The sequence below is a fragment of the Sinomicrobium soli genome (assembly GCF_003285545.1).
Lineage (GTDB): Bacteria > Bacteroidota > Bacteroidia > Flavobacteriales > Flavobacteriaceae > Sinomicrobium.
On the sequence record NZ_QLNV01000004.1, the window covers coordinates 173,694 to 189,756 of the forward strand.

Sequence of the window (16,063 nt, forward strand, 5' to 3'; positions counted from 1 at the left end):
TCGGAATGACAATACGAACTAAGAACTAACAACTAAAAAGCATTTAAAGGTTAATTTCTTTTGTTCATACCATTTATTTTTATAGTTTAGTGTAATCGATTGCATTTAAATACCCTGACTTGCCCGGGGGTATTGTGGAATGCAGTCCGGTAGAGAAAGATGATATGTATAACCACCTAAACCGGGAATTGTGAAAAATAATGAAATGTACTTCTCCGGGGCTTTTATAGCTGCATTGCTGATACTGGCCCTGGTCTTTCAATCGTGTAAGGACGCCGGGGAAAAGAAGGAGCGATCGGAAACCGTGGCCGTTACAGGTCCGGCCGATAAAATTATTGAGGGGATTGTGGTTCCGGTCTTTCCGGACAGGATCTTCCCTGTTACCGACTACGGAGCTGTAGGTGACGGGAACACACTGAATACGGAAGCCTTTCAAAAGGCAATTTCAGCATGCCACGATGCGGGGGGCGGGCAGGTAGTGGTTCCGGAGGGCCGGTTTCTCACCGGGCCGATCCACCTGAAAAGCAATGTAAACCTACATACCGAAGATGGTGCTGTGGTATTGTTCAGTACCGATAAGGAGGATTATCTCCCGGTAGTGCACACCTCCTATGAGGGAGTGGAACTGATGAATTATTCGCCCCTGATCTACGCGTATCAGCAGAAAAACATAGCGGTTACCGGTAAAGGGGTTTTTGACGGACAGGCCGGTAAAGACAATTGGTGGCCGTGGTGCGGAAGTGAGCGGTACGGGTATGAGGACGGAGCGCCTCACCAGAGAAATGAGCAGAACCTGCCCAGGTTGCGAAGAATGAATCAAGAAGGTACTCCCGTAGAAGAGCGGGTGTTCGGAAGAGGGCATCATCTGAGGCCTACCTTCTTTGAGCCCTTTGATTGTGAAAATGTGCTGGTACAGGGGGTCACGTTTACCAATGCCCCGTTCTGGGTCATGCATCCTATCAAATCTGACCACGTTACGGTAGACGGGGTTACGGTGAGTAGTCACGGGCCCAATAATGACGGTTGTGATCCGGAATATGCCCGGAATGTACATATCAAAAATTGTGTTTTCGATACGGGTGACGATTGTATTGCCATAAAATCGGGAAGAAATGAAGACGGGAGGAGAGTCAATATCCCCAGTGAAAATATAGTAGTCGAAAATTGTAAGATGAAAGACGGCCACGGCGGAGTGGTCATGGGCAGCGAAATATCGGCCGGGGTGAGAAATGTATATGTCAGGAATTGTGTGATGGACAGCCCGAACCTGGACAGGGCCATCAGGATAAAGACCAATACGCTCCGGGGTGGGTTTGTGGAAAATGTCTATGTGGATAATATTGAGGTGGGACAGGTTAAGGAAGCAACGCTGAAAATCAATACCCATTATGCCATTTACGAAGATCAGGAAGGAGACCATATCCCGGAAATCAGGAATATCAACCTCAGAAATGTCACGGTAAGGAACAGCGGAAAATACGGCGTGCTTATCAGGGGGCGCAAGGAAGCCCGGGTGGAAAAGATCACACTTGAGAACGTGACCATAGACACGGCCGGAAGTGTCATGCTGGTGGAAGATTCCGAGCCGGTCAGGTTTATTAATACCTCGATCAACGGGGAAAGTATGGATGCCGGACCGGACCCGGTTCGGGGTGAAGATGGAAAATAATGGTATCACGGGGTACAATGAGGGTGCCATGCCGGTAAAGCGAAAGTTGCTGTATGTCATTGTGATTCTCGGGGGGATGCTGACCTCCGCAGCACAATCGGTTATAGAGCCGTACCGTCAGATTACGGTATCGAAGGAAAAAGGCGCGGCATTCCAAACGATTCAGGAAGCGGTAAATGCCACCCGTGATTTAGGCCCGGGATATGTGCTGATTCATATCAGGAATGGGGTGTACCGCGAAAAGGTCAGCATACCCGGCTGGAAAACTAAGGTCATACTCCGGGGAGAGAGCAGGGAGGGGACTGTTATCGTGAATAGTGATTTTTCAGGGAAAAAGGATAGCATAACGGGACAGGAACGAACTACTTTTAACTCCTATACCCTGCTGGTGGAAGGAAATGATTTTACGGCGGAAAATCTCACCGTAAAAAATGCTTCCTGCGGAGAGGGACAAGCAGTAGCACTTCATGTGGAAGGTGACAGGGCGGTATTCAGGAACTGCAGGATACTGGGCTGCCAGGACACGGTATATGCCGCTGCGGAAGGCAGCCGGCAGTACTACGAAAACTGTTATGTGGAAGGAACGACAGATTTTATTTTCGGGGAGGCTACGGCAGTGTTCAGCAAATGTACGATCAAAAGCCTCCGGAATTCCTATATAACGGCCGCCGCAACCCCCGAAGGCAAGGATTTCGGCTTTGTATTTCTCCATTGCCGGCTGGTAGCGGCGGAAGGAGTTTCCGGAGTGTTTCTCGGCAGGCCGTGGAGGCCCTATGCAAAAACGGTTTTTATCAGCTGTAACCTCGGAGGCCATATCGTACCCGAAGGCTGGGATCCGTGGAAAGGCGACCGGATGTTCCCCGAAAAAGAGAAAACCGCCTTTTATGCGGAGTATGATAATACAGGCCCCGGGGCAGATACGGGGAAACGCGTTCCCTGGGCAAAACAGCTGACCCGTAAGCAATACCGGTCATATACCCTTCGCCACATCCTTATGGGAAAAGAAAAAGAGAATCCGTGGTATAAGAGATCACTGTAACTCCGGGGAAGCAACTTCTTTTGCCGGGAACATCGAAAATTTTATCACGATAAACTGTCTTTTTAGTCGTGTAACTATTTTTATAGTTGTATAACTAAAAAAATAGTTTATATTTGTAGTGGAAAAGAACACATAACCCTGTTATTATGAAAGTACTTCGAAAACTGACCTATAGGGAAGAGGAGGTGATGAAAATGCTCTGGAAGCTGGAAAAGGCCTTTGTCAAGGACATTCTCGCCGAATACAGGGCTGATAAACCGCATTACAACACTTTGTCTACCATCATCCGGAACCTGGAAGAAAAAGGATATGTGGCCCATGAGGCCTATGGCAATACACATCGGTATTATCCCCTGGTGAAAAAGGAGGAATACCGGAAAAAATTCATGAATAAAGTGATATCGGATTACTTCAACAATTCCTATAAGGGGCTGGTGTCCTTTTTTGCGGAGGAGGAGAAGATCAGTGTGGAGGAACTCAAAGAGATCGTAAAGGAAATAGAAAAGAAGAAGTAATGGAGGATTTTTTGTGGTACACCGTCAAAAGCGGATCACTGGTCGCCCTGTTCTACTTGTGCTACATCCTGCTGATACACGGGCAGACTTTTTTCCGCCTGAACCGTTTTTTCCTCCTCACCGGTCTGGGCTGTGCCGTGGTGGTGCCCCTGATCTTTATCACCAGAACGGTATATACCGGCCATATCTGGAATGCCGCGGAAGGTATGGCGGCCGGAACCGGCCTCAGGGAAGTTTCTGCGGGGCCCGGTATGGTATCTTTTTTGTTCTGGGGGTATATGGCCGGAATGGGGTTCTTCCTGGGCCGGTTCCTGTTGCAGCTGTTGTCGGTATGGGCGTTTCTCGGAAAGTGCCGTAAAACCCGCCGGGGCGGGTTCGTCCTGGCGGAGACCGAAGAAGATACGGCACCTTTTTCCTTTTTCGGTTTTATGGTGTATAATCCCGAAATGAGAGACCGAGAAGAGGAATGGGAGTCCGTGATGTCACATGAACTTGCCCATATCCGTCAGAAACATTCCTTCGATGTTCTCGCTGCAAACCTCTTTACGGTATTCCAGTGGTGGAATCCGCTGGTGTGGAGATATCGTAAGATAATGGTGCAAAACCTGGAATACCTGGCCGATGACCATGCGGCGGAAAACAGCGGATCGGAAAAAGACTACCAGCGATTACTGCTTCGTTACGCGGAGGAGCGCTGTAAGGACAACGTATTGATCAATACATTTTTTAATTCATCCATCAAAAAACGAATAGTTATGTTAAACAAAAACAAGTCAGGTAAGAGGCAGTTGTGGAGATACACTGCGGTATTACCGTTCGTGGCCCTCTTTTTACTCACGGTAAATACCAGGACCGTTGCACAGGAAACCGAGAGTGACAATCCGGGAAATATCACGGAAATGGTGGTGACCAAAAACACCACCGATCATTACCTGGAGCAGAGGATCGAAGAGTTTAAGGAAAGGGAAGGCGTCAAAGTCTCATTTTCCGGTATCAAGCGGAACACGGATGGTGAAATTGTCGCCATAGCTTCGGCATTTGATTCGGGTTCCGGGGATTCCGGTTCTTTTAATACACAGTCGGATACGCCTATCAAACCCTTCAGGTTTTATGTAAGCCGTAAAAACGGAGGGATTGATGACATAGGATATGCCACCCGGGAACCCACTGCGACTACTGTTACCGGTAACCCGTGGAAAGTTACCGGGATCACGACAAAGGACGGAAAGAACCCCTTGCTGGTTATAGACGGTAAGGTAATGGGTGAAGATGCTTTGCCTTCTCCGGAGCGGATACAGTCTATCAATGTTCTGAAGGGAAGTACGGCCACAACAGTATATGGTGACCGTGGAAAAGACGGGGTGATAGAGGTTACCACCAAAAAAGGGGAGTAACAGCACCAGGAACACGCATTTGAAGAAACCGCCGGATGGCGGTTTTTTTGTACCTTGTAGTGATGAAACGAAAGTGAATTCGGGTTGCAGGTTGACTTCGAGCTTCGAACTTCCGGGTAAACAAAAAATTTCTGACTGATGAAAAAACGGTTTTTTAAACTACTGGCCCGTCTTAACAAGGCGGTATTGCCGTCGTTCAGCAAACGGCAGCTCGACCTGGCAAAAGCCGGAAAATGGCAGCTGGCCATTATCGGGTGGAGGGCTTATGTGACTAAAAATGCCCTGGATTGAATGCGGAGCTGTTCCCTAACATAATACCATATCCTCATAGGGGAGTACGGTGTGATATCCCCTGGAGGCAAAATAATCACGCGGGTCATTTTCGGTAGTGACCAGGACGAAATCCCCTCCCCATGCTCCGAGACTTTTAACCCCTCCCGGGTAGTCGGGAAACAATCTTTCCTTTACGGGCGGCAGGGCCACCAGTGATGCAATGATCGTTTCGTGGCGGCCGAGCAGTTGTTCGAACTCTTCCAGGGTACGGCACCGGGACAGTTGAAGGGAGATCCCGGTAATATCTCGTATGGCCTGCGCTTTTGGAATTTTCAGGTCTTTGTAGTGCCGTATCCCTTCACGACTGTCCTGTTTCCGGTTCAGGTGTACGAAGTAGAGACATGATTTAAAAGCCGGTGAAAAACGGACAGGTGTTATTTCCGGTAAGGGGGAACCGGTACGGTATAAAATGGCTGTGTTGTTTCTCGCACAGGCAATGTCATATCCGCTGCCTGAAAAAGTGCGTTCGAGGAGAAGGTACGGGTTTACCCCGGCCCAGTCTGCGATATTGCTGACCAGGGTAGAGGAAGACCCCAGCCCCCAGTTCCGGGGAAACCCCAGCCGCGTGGCAACCCGGTATCCCTGCCCGGTACGGAGAAACCCGGGGTTCAGGTTCCGGGCTTCGCGAAACAGTGAGGCGAGCCGCAGCGCCACCTGATCTTCCGGAGCGGTGTAATTCTCTTTTGCAAAAAGCGCTTCCAGGTCAAAAACATATGTAAACCACGGATTGCCGTTATGGTCTTCACTGGCCCAATGCAGCTGCCCCGGGGCTCCCGGAGCTACGGTCATCTGCTGGCCGTATACCGTTGGAACGGCCAGGCACTGTGCCCCGTCCAGTACTACATATTCCCCGGAGAGTAACAATTTGCCGTTGCCGTAAAACTTTTTCGTTGTCATGTGCACTAAGCTTTCTCCCGTAATTGCTGAAAAGCTTCGGTCACCGACCGGTGTGTTACGGTTTTGTCTTTGAAATAATTTACAAAATACGCCTTTTCCGCTTCGGTGGCATGCAGTTGGTTGAGTATGTTGAGCAGGTGCATTTTCATATGGCCCTGTTGTATTCCCGTGGTTACCAGCGACCTTATTGCGGCAAAGTTCTGTGCCAGCCCGGCCACGGCGGTAATCTGCATGAGTTCTTCGGCCGACGGATGCCCCAGCATTTCCAGGGACAGCTTTACCAGGGGGTGCAGGTTGGTGAGCCCGCCTACCGTGCCCAGGGCAAGGGGGATTTCTATTTCAAAGGTAAAAATGCCGTCCGCAACCGATGCTTTGGTAAGACTGGTATATCTTCCGTCTTTGGCGGCATAGGCATGAATTCCGGCTTCGACGGCGCGAAAGTCGTTTCCCGTGGCCAGGACTACGGCATCTATACCATTCATGATACCCTTGTTGTGTGTAACTGCCCTGTATGGCTCAACCCGGGCGATATCTATGGCCCGGACAAACTTTTCGGCAAATTCTTCGGCGGGCATCCCGTCTTCGTTCAATGCTGCTACCTCACAGGATACGGAGGCTTTTACCCGGCAGTCGGGAACATAATTGGAGAGTATGCTCATTACAATACGGATATGCTTTTCCGTTTCCGTAAATGCAGGGTACTCCCGTGCACCTTCCTCAAAGGTCGTGGCAAATTGCTCCAGGCAGGAGTTGATAAAATTCGCCCCCATGGCATCGAGGGTCTCAAAGGTACAGTGCAGCTGGTAATACCCGGGTAGCCTTGCGGTCATATCGCGGAGTTCTATATGGCTTATTCCGCCGCCCCTTCTGCTCATGTTGGCCGTGATACCTTCGGCGTCTTTGTATAGCTGTGGTTTTACCGCGTCGAAATAGGTCCTGAGGTTTTCGGGATTACCTTCGTAAATAAAATGTACCTGCCCTACCTTTTCCGTACCGGTTACCGAGGCCCTGAACCCACCCCTTCCCGCCCAGAACTTGGCCGCTTTCCCTGCCGCTGCGACCACCGAACTCTCCTCGATAGCCATGGGAATCGTGTAAAGGCGGTCATTGATGAGGAAATTGGGGGCTATACCCAGCGGAAGATAGTAATTGGTAATGGTGTTTTCTATAAACTCATCGTGAAGCTGCTGTAGCTTTTTATCGTCGTTCCAGTATTTCTTAAACAGGGCCACCGCCTTGTCCGGCTGGGCGAAATACGTCTGTGCCAGCCAGTCTATTTTCTGGTTCTTGCTCAGTTTCGAGAATCCTTCTACGGCTCGTTTTGTCATCATACATCACATATTAGCGGTCCGGGTCCGTTTACGGGCTTCCGGAAAAATGGGTCCGTGCGCAAAGATACTAAAGAAATCCGGGCGGGAAAGATGTTAATATCTACGGCCTGGGTACGAAAAACCCTGAAATATCACAGTTTAACTGAAAAAGTTTATATTTTCGCAAAAAAAATAGTATACTTGGCAGATTTTTTAGCTGCCGTTAATAACCTGAACCTAAATGAAAAAATATTTTATCTTCTCTTTTCTGTTGATGGGACTTACAGGAATACTTACCGCACAAAAGCATATAACCCTCGAAGAAATATGGGGAGGAGCCTTCAGCACCCGTGGTATGGAGGTACTGCATTCCATGAAGAACGGGAAACAGTATTCCATTCTCAATTTTGATAAGGAACAGCGGGTGGTTTCCGTAGATAAATACGATTACAGCACCCTCGAAAAGGTAGAGACCATAGTGTCTACCCGCGACCTGGAGGAGATTCCTTATTTTACATCCTATGCCTTTAACCAGGATGAGAATAAGGTGCTGCTGGCCACGGATGTGGAGCCGGTCTATCGCCGGTCGAAACTCGGAACATATTACGTTTACGACCTGGCAGACCGCAAAACCGTAAAGCTGTCGGAACACAGGATACAGGAGCCCACTTTTTCACCGGATGGTACAAAAGTGGCTTTTGTGTTTAATAACAATATCTATATCAAGGACCTCCATAGCGGGGAGACTACGCAGGTTACCACAGACGGCGAAAAGAACAGTATCATCAATGGGGTTACCGACTGGGTGTACGAGGAGGAGTTTGCCTTTGTAAGGGCCTTCGAATGGAATGCCGACGGTACCCACCTGGCGTATATCAGGTTTGATGAAAGCGAGGTGCCCGAATTTTCCATGGACATTTACGGAAAGGACCTTTATCCCTCCCAACAGGTATTCAAATACCCCAAGGCAGGAGAGAATAATGCGGAAGTTTCCCTGTACGTCTACGGGATAAGCGACGGAGCAACGGAAAAAGTGGACCTGGAAGAGGCGTATTACATTCCGAGGATACAGTGGACCAACGACGCCGACCTGCTGAGCATTCAGGTGCTGAACCGGCATCAGAACAACCTGGACCTGGTACTTTACAGCATAGAGGAAAACAATACCCGGGTGGCGCTTCACGAAACCGACGAAGCCTATATCGATATTACAGACAACCTTACTTTTCTGAAAGACAACAGTTTTATCTGGACCAGTGAAAAAGACGGGTACAACCATATTTACCATTACGATATCAACGGTAAACTGATCCGCCAGCTCACCGAAGGCCCCTGGGAAGTTACCCGTTATTACGGATACGACCAGAAACGCAAGCGCGTATTCTACCAATCTGTTGAGAACGGCTCTGTCAACCGCGATGTATACGCTGTAAAACTCAACGGAAAAGGCAAGCAGCGGCTCTCTTCGCAGGAAGGCACCAACAGTGCGACCTTCAGTGCCGATTTCAGTTATTTTATCAATTCGCATTCGAGTGTGACCTCGCCGCCGAGATATACACTTAACGATGCCGGAACGGGTAAGGAACTCCGGGAGATCGTGAACAATGAGAAACTGTTGAAGAAGCTGGAACCTTATGAATTACCGGCCAAGGAATTTTCCACGATACATGTTAATGGCAACGATCTGAACATGTGGATGATCAGGCCGGCTGATTTTGATCCTGCAAAGAAATACCCCCTGTTTATGTTCCAGTACAGCGGCCCCGGCTCGCAGCAGGTGGCGAACCAGTGGGGGAGTTCCAATGACTACTGGTACCAGATGCTGGCCGGCCAGGGATATATCGTAGCCTGTGTAGACGGCAGGGGTACCGGGTTCAAGGGGGCTGAATTCAAGAAGCTAACCTATCAGGAGTTGGGAAAATACGAGGTGGAAGACCAGATTGCCGCTGCAAAAGAACTCGGGCAACGGGCCTATATCGACGAAGGCCGCATAGGGATCTGGGGATGGAGTTACGGAGGGTTTATGTCATCCAACTGTATCCTCAAAGGGAATGATGTTTTTAAAATGGCCATTGCCGTAGCCCCGGTGACCAACTGGAGGTTCTATGATACCATCTATACCGAACGCTATATGAGGACGCCGCAGGAAAATGCATCCGGCTACGATGATAATTCGCCGGTCAATCACGCAGATAAACTCAAAGGGGCCTATCTCCTGGTACACGGTACGGCAGACGACAATGTGCATGTACAGAACACCATGAGAATGGTAGAGGCCCTGGTACAGGCCAACAAGCAGTTCGACTGGGCGATCTATCCCGATAAAAACCACGGGATATACGGGGGAAATACCAGGTTGCAGCTGTATACCAAAATGACCGACTTCATTGAGAAAAACCTTTAGCATATAAATAATACTACATGGCAACGACAACCAAACCAGCACACGAGAGGGAACTGTTCGGGCACCCGGCAGGATTGTATATCCTGTTTTTTACCGAAATGTGGGAACGTTTCAGTTATTACGGGATGCGTGCTTTGTTTACCCTGTTCCTGGTTTCTGCAACAACAGAAGAAAACCCGGGATTCGGCTGGACCAATGAAGAGGCACTGTCGCTCTACGGCATGTATACCATGCTGGTCTATGTTTCTTCCATTCCGGGAGGCTGGCTGGCCGATCGTATACTGGGGCAGAAAAAGACGGTAATGCTGGGCGGGCTCCTGCTGTGTATAGGGCATACGGTTCTTGCCCTGAACTCGGAGTTGTCATTTTATATAGGCTGCTTGTTCATTATCCTCGGGGTAGGCTGCCTCAAACCGAATATCTCTTCTATGGTAGGTGGCCTGTACAAGCCCAAGGATGAGAGACGCGACCTCGGTTTCTATATCTTCTATATGGGTATAAATATCGGCGGATTTGCAGCGCCCATAATTTGCGGCTATGTAGGGGAAAAGATCAACTGGCATTATGGTTTCGGACTGGCGGCCATAGGGATGTTCCTGGGGCAGATCGTATACATGTGGGGCCAGAAATACCTGAGGGGCGTAGGCGACCTTATTTCTGCCAAGAATGAAAAAGACCGGGAAATACTCAACCGCCCTCTTACCCCGGTGGAGAAAGACAGGGTTAAGGTATTATTGCTGTCGTTCCTCCTTATCATACTTTTCTGGGCCGCTTTTGAGCAGGCCGGGGGGCTGATGAACCTTTACGCACAGCAGAAAACGGACCGGTCATTTTTCGGTCTGTTCGAAATACCGGCCTCCGTATTCCAGTCGGTTAATTCGTTCTTCATCATTACGCTGGCTACGGTAGTAGGCTCGTTCTGGCTGAAGTGGAGAAGAAAGGGAAATGAATCGTCTTCCCTGTTTAAGATCGCCATAGGGCTTATTATTATGGCACTCGGTTTTGGCTTTATGAGTGCTGCTTCTGCCCAGTATAATGCTACCGGCTCGTCAGCGATGTATTGGCTGATCCTGGCTTATCTCTTTCATACCATCGGAGAACTGTGCTCTTCCCCGGTATCCTTGTCTTTTATTACCAAGCTGGCTCCCCTCAAATACGCTTCCATCATTATGGGACTGTACTGGGCAGCTACCGGGTTTGGGAATTATTTTGCGGGAAAACTGGGAGTGCTTGCCCAATCTATGGGAGATTTCGAGGTGTTTACGGGGATCGCAGTGATCTGGACGCTGATAGGGATCGTTGTGATCTTATTGCTCAAACCCCTCAAAAGGCTTACGCACGGTGCAGAAGACGGGGAAGGAGCTGTCCGGGAGGCCGTGGCGGAGGCATAGATTTACGGACTTAGAACATACGCTCCCTTTTCATACGTGTTGTGAAAAGGGAGCCCTTTTTTATCACAGGTCGATTTCCACAATGCAACCAGGTATGGTGCGTTGTTCCCGTCTGCGATGACGGCTTTTGGCATGTGGTATTGTATAAGGCGTTCCAGGTTTATCCGGGGCGACTGCGAGAGCAGGATATAATCGGCTTTCGGAGCGGACAGGTAATGCTCAATGTCGGATCGGTTTACGTAAAGAACAAACTGGTCTCCGAAATCATAGCCGGGAAGCAGGTTGTGGACGTTTATCCGGCTGATCCCTTCTTCCCTCGGAAAACCTCCGAGCATCCTTTTTAAGGGAACCGTATCATTTTCGGCACGATATACCGCTACCCGGGAACCGGATTGCCGGGTGATAAAGGTCTGACGGTATTGATGCCAGATGATAAATTCTTCTTTTTCTGCGGGATGCAGGTGCCGGTAGCCCGGTATGCCGGCCAGCAGGCCCGCCGACGCCCATACCAGGAGCCGGGCCTTTCTTGTAGGCCCGGAGAACAGGAGGAGAAGGGACCCCGTGAAAATATAGGAGATTACCAACAGTTCCGCACTGAAAAAGATATCGTCAAAAACAAGGCTCTCCTGCCGGCCGGCCAGGGAGATAAAGGCATTCATTCTCGCTATAAGGAAGGTACAGGCCTGAACGAATACCGGCGGTAACAGTCCGGTCAGGGCGAGGATGAGAATAAGGACCCCGGCAGACATGATGATGCCGGTGAGGGGAACGACCACGATATTGGTAAGGAGAAAGAGGGCGGGAAACCGGTGAAAGTAATAGAGACTGAGAGGGAGTACTCCGAGCTGTGCGGTAACGGACACCCCGGCGAGTTGCCAGAAGTAACGCAGGATGGGATTTGAGGGGTTCCGGACAGACATCAGGACAGGATGAAAGTACACAATGGAGAATACGGCGGCATAACTCAGCTGAAACCCGGTGTCGGACAGGAAATCCGGTTTTATGAGGAGCAGTACGAACATGGAAACAAAAAGGGTGTTCCTTACCTCCGGGGTGCGTCGCAACTGTACGGAGAAGGCGAGAAAGGTGAACATGGTGGTGGCCCTGACTACCGAGGGCGATAGTCCCGCGATACATGCGAAGAGCCAGAGCGCCGAAACCGTAATGATGAATTTCGGGATGCGGCCGTACCTGATGTAATCGAAGGGGAACAGCGCGTAATGGAGCAGGAACAACAGTATTCCTACATGCAGGCCAGAAACGGCGAGTATATGTATGGCCCCCGCAGCGGCATAATCGTTGTATAGGGCGTCCGGTATATCCTGCCGCTCTCCCAGTAAAAGTGCCTGCATGACGGCCAGGGCATCTCCTTCGAACCCGTTTTTTTGCAACAGCCGGGTAGCGTCGTTCCGCAGTTTTCCGGCAATCGCATATATGTTGTTTTTACCGGCGGGCAACACCTGTATCCCGGATGCCTCAAGATAAAGCTGGTGATAGATGAACTGCCGGTGCAGGTAGTTGCGGTAATTGAACTGATGCGGGTTCCGGGGTGGGCGGATGTTCCGGAGATTGCCTTTTACGGAATAGGAGTGCCCCGTGGACATGACTACCGGTACGGATTCCCTGCTTATGTGACATATGACCTTTCCCCCGGCCGGTTTCCCGTTTATACGGTCGACCCGTACTGTATAACGAAGGTTCCGGGAAGTAGGCTTCAGCCGGTGCAGGGGCGTAATGACCAGGGTGTCGCTGCCGCGGATAAAATGGCTGTAGTGATCGGGGATATACCGGGGCTTTTCCGAATTGATCCTGTACAATCCGACACACCATAGCAGTATGAAGGCTGTGGCCATAAAGGAATAATTGACCGTACGCCCCGAAACGGGAGTGAGATAATGGGATATGCCGAGGAGCAACAGCAATACCAGGGAACATGACAGGAGGATCCCGGGCGGGATGTTACAGGTAAGGCCAACGGCAATACCCGTGCAAAACGGCAATAATAACCGGAAACTGTTGTAATCCCAAGGTAACATGGTTAAATGTAGTTAAAAATACCATGTAAAGAAAGTAAAAGACTACAATATTCTTCGGGCCTCGGTAAAAGCGTGGTTCCAGTATCCTTCTTTCAGGGAGGAGACCAGTACGCCTCTCGACGTGGTGGAGTGTATAAAACGTATGGCTTCGTCCTTGATGTCTACGACCAGGCCCACGTGATTTATCCGGTTTTTTCTCCCGGTCTTGAAAAAAAGCAGGTCGCCCTTACGCACTTCTTTCAGCTTGATCTTTTTTCCCTGGGTGGCCATCTGGTAGGAGGCGCGTTGTAAGGCAATGTCGTGCTCCAGGAACGAGACGTATACCAGTCCCGAGCAGTCCATACCTTTTCTGGTGGTGCCCCCGTATTTATATCGTGTGCCGTTATAGGAGAGTGCTGTTTTTATGATGGGGTCTGCCATGCTCTTTCCTGAACTTTTCTCTTTCTCCATGCGTTCCGCGGGCCAGGCTTCCACAGTTACCGTACGATGGTCGGTACCGGTTCCTTTGACAGATATTGTCCTGGGTTTTTCAACGGTCTTTTTACCCGACTTACAGGCGCAAAAACAGAGAAGCAGGCAGCAAATAAAAAGGTTTCTGATCATGGAAAACAAGCTCTTGGGCTAAATTAGTAAAAAAAGTGTTTGCTTCCATATTGCAATGGTGGCTTCAAAAGCTTTGCTGCGGATCAAAGTCAGATGACAATTAACTAAAGTGCATTTACAATAAGTTCCGCTGTATTTTTACTGGCTCCTTGTCCCCCGAGCTTTTTTTCGAGTTCGTAATAATCACGGAAAATCTGTTCCCGTTTTTCCGGGGTCAGTAATTTTTTCAGTTCCGTTCTCAGTCGTTTGCGGTTCAGGTCGCCCTGTATGAGTTCGGTCACCACTTCCTTGTCCATCACGAGATTTACCAGGGAAATGTATTTTAGTGTGATGATCCGTTTTGCGATCTGATAGGAGATCCAGTTGCCCTTGTAACAAACGATCTCCGGCACCTTGAACAGGGCAGTCTCCAGGGTGGCTGTACCGCTGGTTACCAGGGCTGCGGTGGCTACGCTTAGCAGGTCGTATGTCTTATTCCGGATAAGGTTGATGTTGGAATCTTTGAGAAAGGGGGTGTAAAATTCCCTGTCCTGTCCGGGTGCCCCGGCGATCACAAACTGGTAGCCGGGAAAATCATGTGGCATTTCGAGCATGACCGACAGCATTTTCCGTATTTCCTGTTTCCGGCTGCCCGGTAAGAGGGCGATGATCGGTTTCTCAGGGTCGAGGCCGTATTTCTTACGGAAGTCAGATTCATTGACTTTCGGGTATTGCGCAATGGCATCGATCAGCGGGTGGCCCACAAAATGTACCGGGTACTGATGTTTTTTTTCGTAAAAGTCTTTTTCAAACGGCAGGATGACATACATGCTGTCGATATCCCTTTTCACCGCCCTGATCCTGTTTTCTTTCCAGGCCCATAACTGCGGGGATATATAATAGTGCGTGCGATATCCTTCTTTTCGTGCCCACCGGGCAATACGCATATTAAACCCCGGGTAATCGACAAATATGATAACATCGGGACCGTAGCCGGCTATATCCTTTTTGCAGAAATTTATATTGCCCAGGATGGTACGGATATTCATCAACACTTCTGCAAAGCCCATAAAGGCGAGATCCTTGTAGTGTTTTACCATTTTACCACCTACACTTTCCATGAGGTCGCCGCCCCAGAACCGGAAATCGGCATCTTTATCAGCCTCTTTCAGCGCTTTCATAAGATTGGAGGCATGCAGGTCTCCCGAGGCTTCTCCGGCGATAATATAGTATTTCATTTGGTTCTTGGTTTTTTAGTTCGTAGTTCGTAGTCGGTCAGCCTGGTCAAACCAGGAACTACAAATGTGCTTAGGATGACAATTCCATGCTTCGCGCTCCCCCGATGCCGGGGCAGGCGGTACTTCCGGTTCCCCACTGTATCAGAACACTTTATACAGCAGGGTAAGCAGGGCGGTCAGTATGGTGGCCAGTAAAACTCCCCGGGCACGGTAATCCCTTCTCAGGCGCAGAAAGCCGAAAAAAGCAATCAGGTTGAGCAATGCGCCGAGGGCGAAGATGCTTCCCAGGTACCCTTCCGCAAATGCCGTTTTTAGGGTTTCCGCAATCCCTGTTCCGGAAAACAGCAATATGTACAGCAATGCTCCCACTATATTGGCGATAAGGCCAACGGCAAATCCTATGGCAATCTCTTTTTTAATCATTCAGTTTCCAGGAGTTTAAGGTTTGTATGGCGTGGTGTGCGGTAAGGTCGAACTGTACGGGGACTACAGAAATATAACCGTTGGCCAGGGCCCATTCATCGGTGTCCTCTCCGCGGTCGAGGTTGACGAATTTTCCGTCCAGCCAGTAATATTCCCTCCCCTGCGGGTTGGTCCGCTTGTCGAATTCCTGCGCCCAGCGGGCATTGGCCTGGCGGCAGACCTTAACGCCTTTTATCTCGTCCCTGCCGAGCCTGGGAAAATTCACATTCAATACGACCCCCTTGGGCATGCCGTTTTCAAGGGCATTGAGGGTAATGGTGCGTACGTAATCCTTGACTGCGTCAAAATCGGCGTCCCAGGAGTAGTCACACAGCGAAAAGCCTATGGCCGGAATTCCTTCCAGGCCGGCTTCTACCGCAGCACTCATGGTACCGGAATAAATGACATTTACCGAAGAATTCGACCCGTGGTTGATCCCGCTTACGCAGATATCCGGCTGTTGTTTTATCAGCTCGTTTACAGCCAGTTTTACACAGTCTACCGGGGTGCCCGAACAACTGTATTCTTCCGTGACCTGGTCGTCTATGTTTATCCGGTTGCAGAAAAGGGTGGCGTCTATGGTCACGGCATGGCCCTTTCCGGATTGGGGACTGTCGGGGGCCACCACCACGACATTGCCGATCTCTTTCATGACTTCGATCAGTGCCCGTATGCCCGGGGCGGCAATGCCGTCGTCATTGGTAACCAGTATCAGAGGTTTTTTTTTCATTTATGTGCTGTACTTTTCAAACGGTATGCTAAAATAAGCAATTATCCCCAGCTGTGTGCAAAA

General features: G+C 49.8%; 14 protein-coding genes. 7 read left to right on the top strand and 7 right to left on the bottom strand.

Annotated features, from left to right (window positions below; translation table 11 throughout):
- Positions 1 to 190: 190 nt before the first annotated feature.
- From DN748_RS06415 to DN748_RS06435, 5 genes are all read left to right on the top strand, one after another.
- On the top strand, positions 191 to 1,669 hold the full coding sequence (locus DN748_RS06415; protein ID WP_236636806.1) for a glycoside hydrolase family 28 protein: 1,479 nt from the start codon (positions 191 to 193) through the stop codon (positions 1,667 to 1,669).
- The gene (locus DN748_RS06420; protein WP_236636807.1) at positions 1,629 to 2,708 is read left to right on the top strand and encodes a pectinesterase family protein; all 1,080 of its coding nucleotides are present in this window, start codon (positions 1,629 to 1,631) and stop codon (positions 2,706 to 2,708) included. The genes DN748_RS06415 and DN748_RS06420 overlap by 41 nt, the downstream gene beginning before the upstream one ends.
- Positions 2,709 to 2,854: 146 nt before the next feature.
- Complete coding sequence (locus tag DN748_RS06425; RefSeq protein WP_112370958.1) at positions 2,855 to 3,223, top strand: BlaI/MecI/CopY family transcriptional regulator; 369 nt, start codon at positions 2,855 to 2,857, stop codon at positions 3,221 to 3,223.
- Positions 3,223 to 4,617 (top strand): M56 family metallopeptidase, encoded by a 1,395-nt coding sequence (locus DN748_RS06430; protein ID WP_112370959.1) that lies wholly within the window; start codon positions 3,223 to 3,225, stop codon positions 4,615 to 4,617. The genes DN748_RS06425 and DN748_RS06430 overlap by 1 nt, the downstream gene beginning before the upstream one ends.
- 138 nt (positions 4,618 to 4,755) lie before the next feature.
- Entirely contained in the window at positions 4,756 to 4,908 is a 153-nt protein-coding gene (locus tag DN748_RS06435) for an SsrA-binding protein (protein ID WP_112370960.1), read from the top strand.
- Between the two features lie 15 nt (positions 4,909 to 4,923).
- On the opposite strand, the gene DN748_RS06440 is transcribed toward DN748_RS06435, so the two are convergent.
- Positions 4,924 to 5,847, bottom strand: coding sequence for a GYDIA family GHMP kinase (locus DN748_RS06440; protein WP_112370961.1), 924 nt, complete (start codon positions 5,845 to 5,847; stop codon positions 4,924 to 4,926).
- A 5-nt stretch (positions 5,848 to 5,852) separates the two neighbouring features.
- Entirely contained in the window at positions 5,853 to 7,175 is a 1,323-nt protein-coding gene (locus tag DN748_RS06445; protein ID WP_112370962.1) for a hydroxymethylglutaryl-CoA reductase, degradative, read from the bottom strand.
- A 223-nt stretch (positions 7,176 to 7,398) separates the two neighbouring features.
- Here DN748_RS06445 and DN748_RS06450 point away from each other — a divergent pair, with 223 nt between their 5' ends.
- Together DN748_RS06450 and DN748_RS06455 are read left to right on the top strand one after the other, a co-directional pair.
- Positions 7,399 to 9,561 (top strand): S9 family peptidase, encoded by a 2,163-nt coding sequence (locus tag DN748_RS06450; protein WP_112370963.1) that lies wholly within the window; start codon positions 7,399 to 7,401, stop codon positions 9,559 to 9,561.
- Positions 9,562 to 9,578: 17 nt separating this feature from the next.
- The gene (locus tag DN748_RS06455) at positions 9,579 to 10,952 is read left to right on the top strand and encodes a peptide MFS transporter (protein ID WP_112370964.1); all 1,374 of its coding nucleotides are present in this window, start codon (positions 9,579 to 9,581) and stop codon (positions 10,950 to 10,952) included.
- 2 nt (positions 10,953 to 10,954) lie between these two features.
- On the opposite strand, the gene DN748_RS06460 is transcribed toward DN748_RS06455, so the two are convergent.
- The 5 genes from DN748_RS06460 to surE all read right to left on the bottom strand — a co-directional run bounded on the left by DN748_RS06460 (position 10,955) and on the right by surE (position 16,000).
- Entirely contained in the window at positions 10,955 to 12,988 is a 2,034-nt protein-coding gene (locus tag DN748_RS06460; RefSeq protein ID WP_112370965.1) for a ComEC/Rec2 family competence protein, read from the bottom strand.
- A gap of 42 nt (positions 12,989 to 13,030) precedes the next feature.
- Positions 13,031 to 13,591, bottom strand: coding sequence for a C40 family peptidase (locus tag DN748_RS06465; RefSeq protein WP_112371150.1), 561 nt, complete (start codon positions 13,589 to 13,591; stop codon positions 13,031 to 13,033).
- Between the two features lie 104 nt (positions 13,592 to 13,695).
- Positions 13,696 to 14,808 carry a lipid-A-disaccharide synthase gene (gene lpxB, locus DN748_RS06470; RefSeq protein ID WP_112370966.1) on the bottom strand — a complete coding sequence of 371 codons (1,113 nt, stop codon included), beginning with the start codon at positions 14,806 to 14,808 and terminating at the stop codon, positions 13,696 to 13,698.
- A gap of 141 nt (positions 14,809 to 14,949) precedes the next feature.
- Positions 14,950 to 15,231: a hypothetical protein gene (locus DN748_RS06475; RefSeq protein ID WP_112370967.1), complete on the bottom strand. Its 282-nt coding sequence runs from the start codon at positions 15,229 to 15,231 to the stop codon at positions 14,950 to 14,952.
- Positions 15,224 to 16,000: a 5'/3'-nucleotidase SurE gene (gene surE, locus DN748_RS06480; RefSeq protein WP_112370968.1), complete on the bottom strand. Its 777-nt coding sequence runs from the start codon at positions 15,998 to 16,000 to the stop codon at positions 15,224 to 15,226. Before surE ends, DN748_RS06475 begins: the two co-directional genes overlap by 8 nt.
- Positions 16,001 to 16,063: the final 63 nt, after the last annotated feature.

Coding starts and splice junctions, on each gene's coding strand:
- DN748_RS06460 (WP_112370965.1), bottom strand. CDS start 12,988: ATGTTACCTTGGGATTACAACAGTTTCCGGTTATTATTGCCGTTTTGC.
- lpxB (WP_112370966.1), bottom strand. CDS start 14,808: ATGAAATACTATATTATCGCCGGAGAAGCCTCGGGAGACCTGCATGCC.
- DN748_RS06455 (WP_112370964.1), top strand. CDS start 9,579: ATGGCAACGACAACCAAACCAGCACACGAGAGGGAACTGTTCGGGCAC.
- DN748_RS06465 (WP_112371150.1), bottom strand. CDS start 13,591: ATGATCAGAAACCTTTTTATTTGCTGCCTGCTTCTCTGTTTTTGCGCC.
- surE (WP_112370968.1), bottom strand. CDS start 16,000: ATGAAAAAAAAACCTCTGATACTGGTTACCAATGACGACGGCATTGCC.
- DN748_RS06475 (WP_112370967.1), bottom strand. CDS start 15,231: ATGATTAAAAAAGAGATTGCCATAGGATTTGCCGTTGGCCTTATCGCC.
- DN748_RS06445 (WP_112370962.1), bottom strand. CDS start 7,175: ATGACAAAACGAGCCGTAGAAGGATTCTCGAAACTGAGCAAGAACCAG.
- DN748_RS06430 (WP_112370959.1), top strand. CDS start 3,223: ATGGAGGATTTTTTGTGGTACACCGTCAAAAGCGGATCACTGGTCGCC.
- DN748_RS06440 (WP_112370961.1), bottom strand. CDS start 5,847: ATGACAACGAAAAAGTTTTACGGCAACGGCAAATTGTTACTCTCCGGG.
- DN748_RS06435 (WP_112370960.1), top strand. CDS start 4,756: ATGAAAAAACGGTTTTTTAAACTACTGGCCCGTCTTAACAAGGCGGTA.
- DN748_RS06420 (WP_236636807.1), top strand. CDS start 1,629: ATGCCGGACCGGACCCGGTTCGGGGTGAAGATGGAAAATAATGGTATC.
- DN748_RS06450 (WP_112370963.1), top strand. CDS start 7,399: ATGAAAAAATATTTTATCTTCTCTTTTCTGTTGATGGGACTTACAGGA.
- DN748_RS06425 (WP_112370958.1), top strand. CDS start 2,855: ATGAAAGTACTTCGAAAACTGACCTATAGGGAAGAGGAGGTGATGAAA.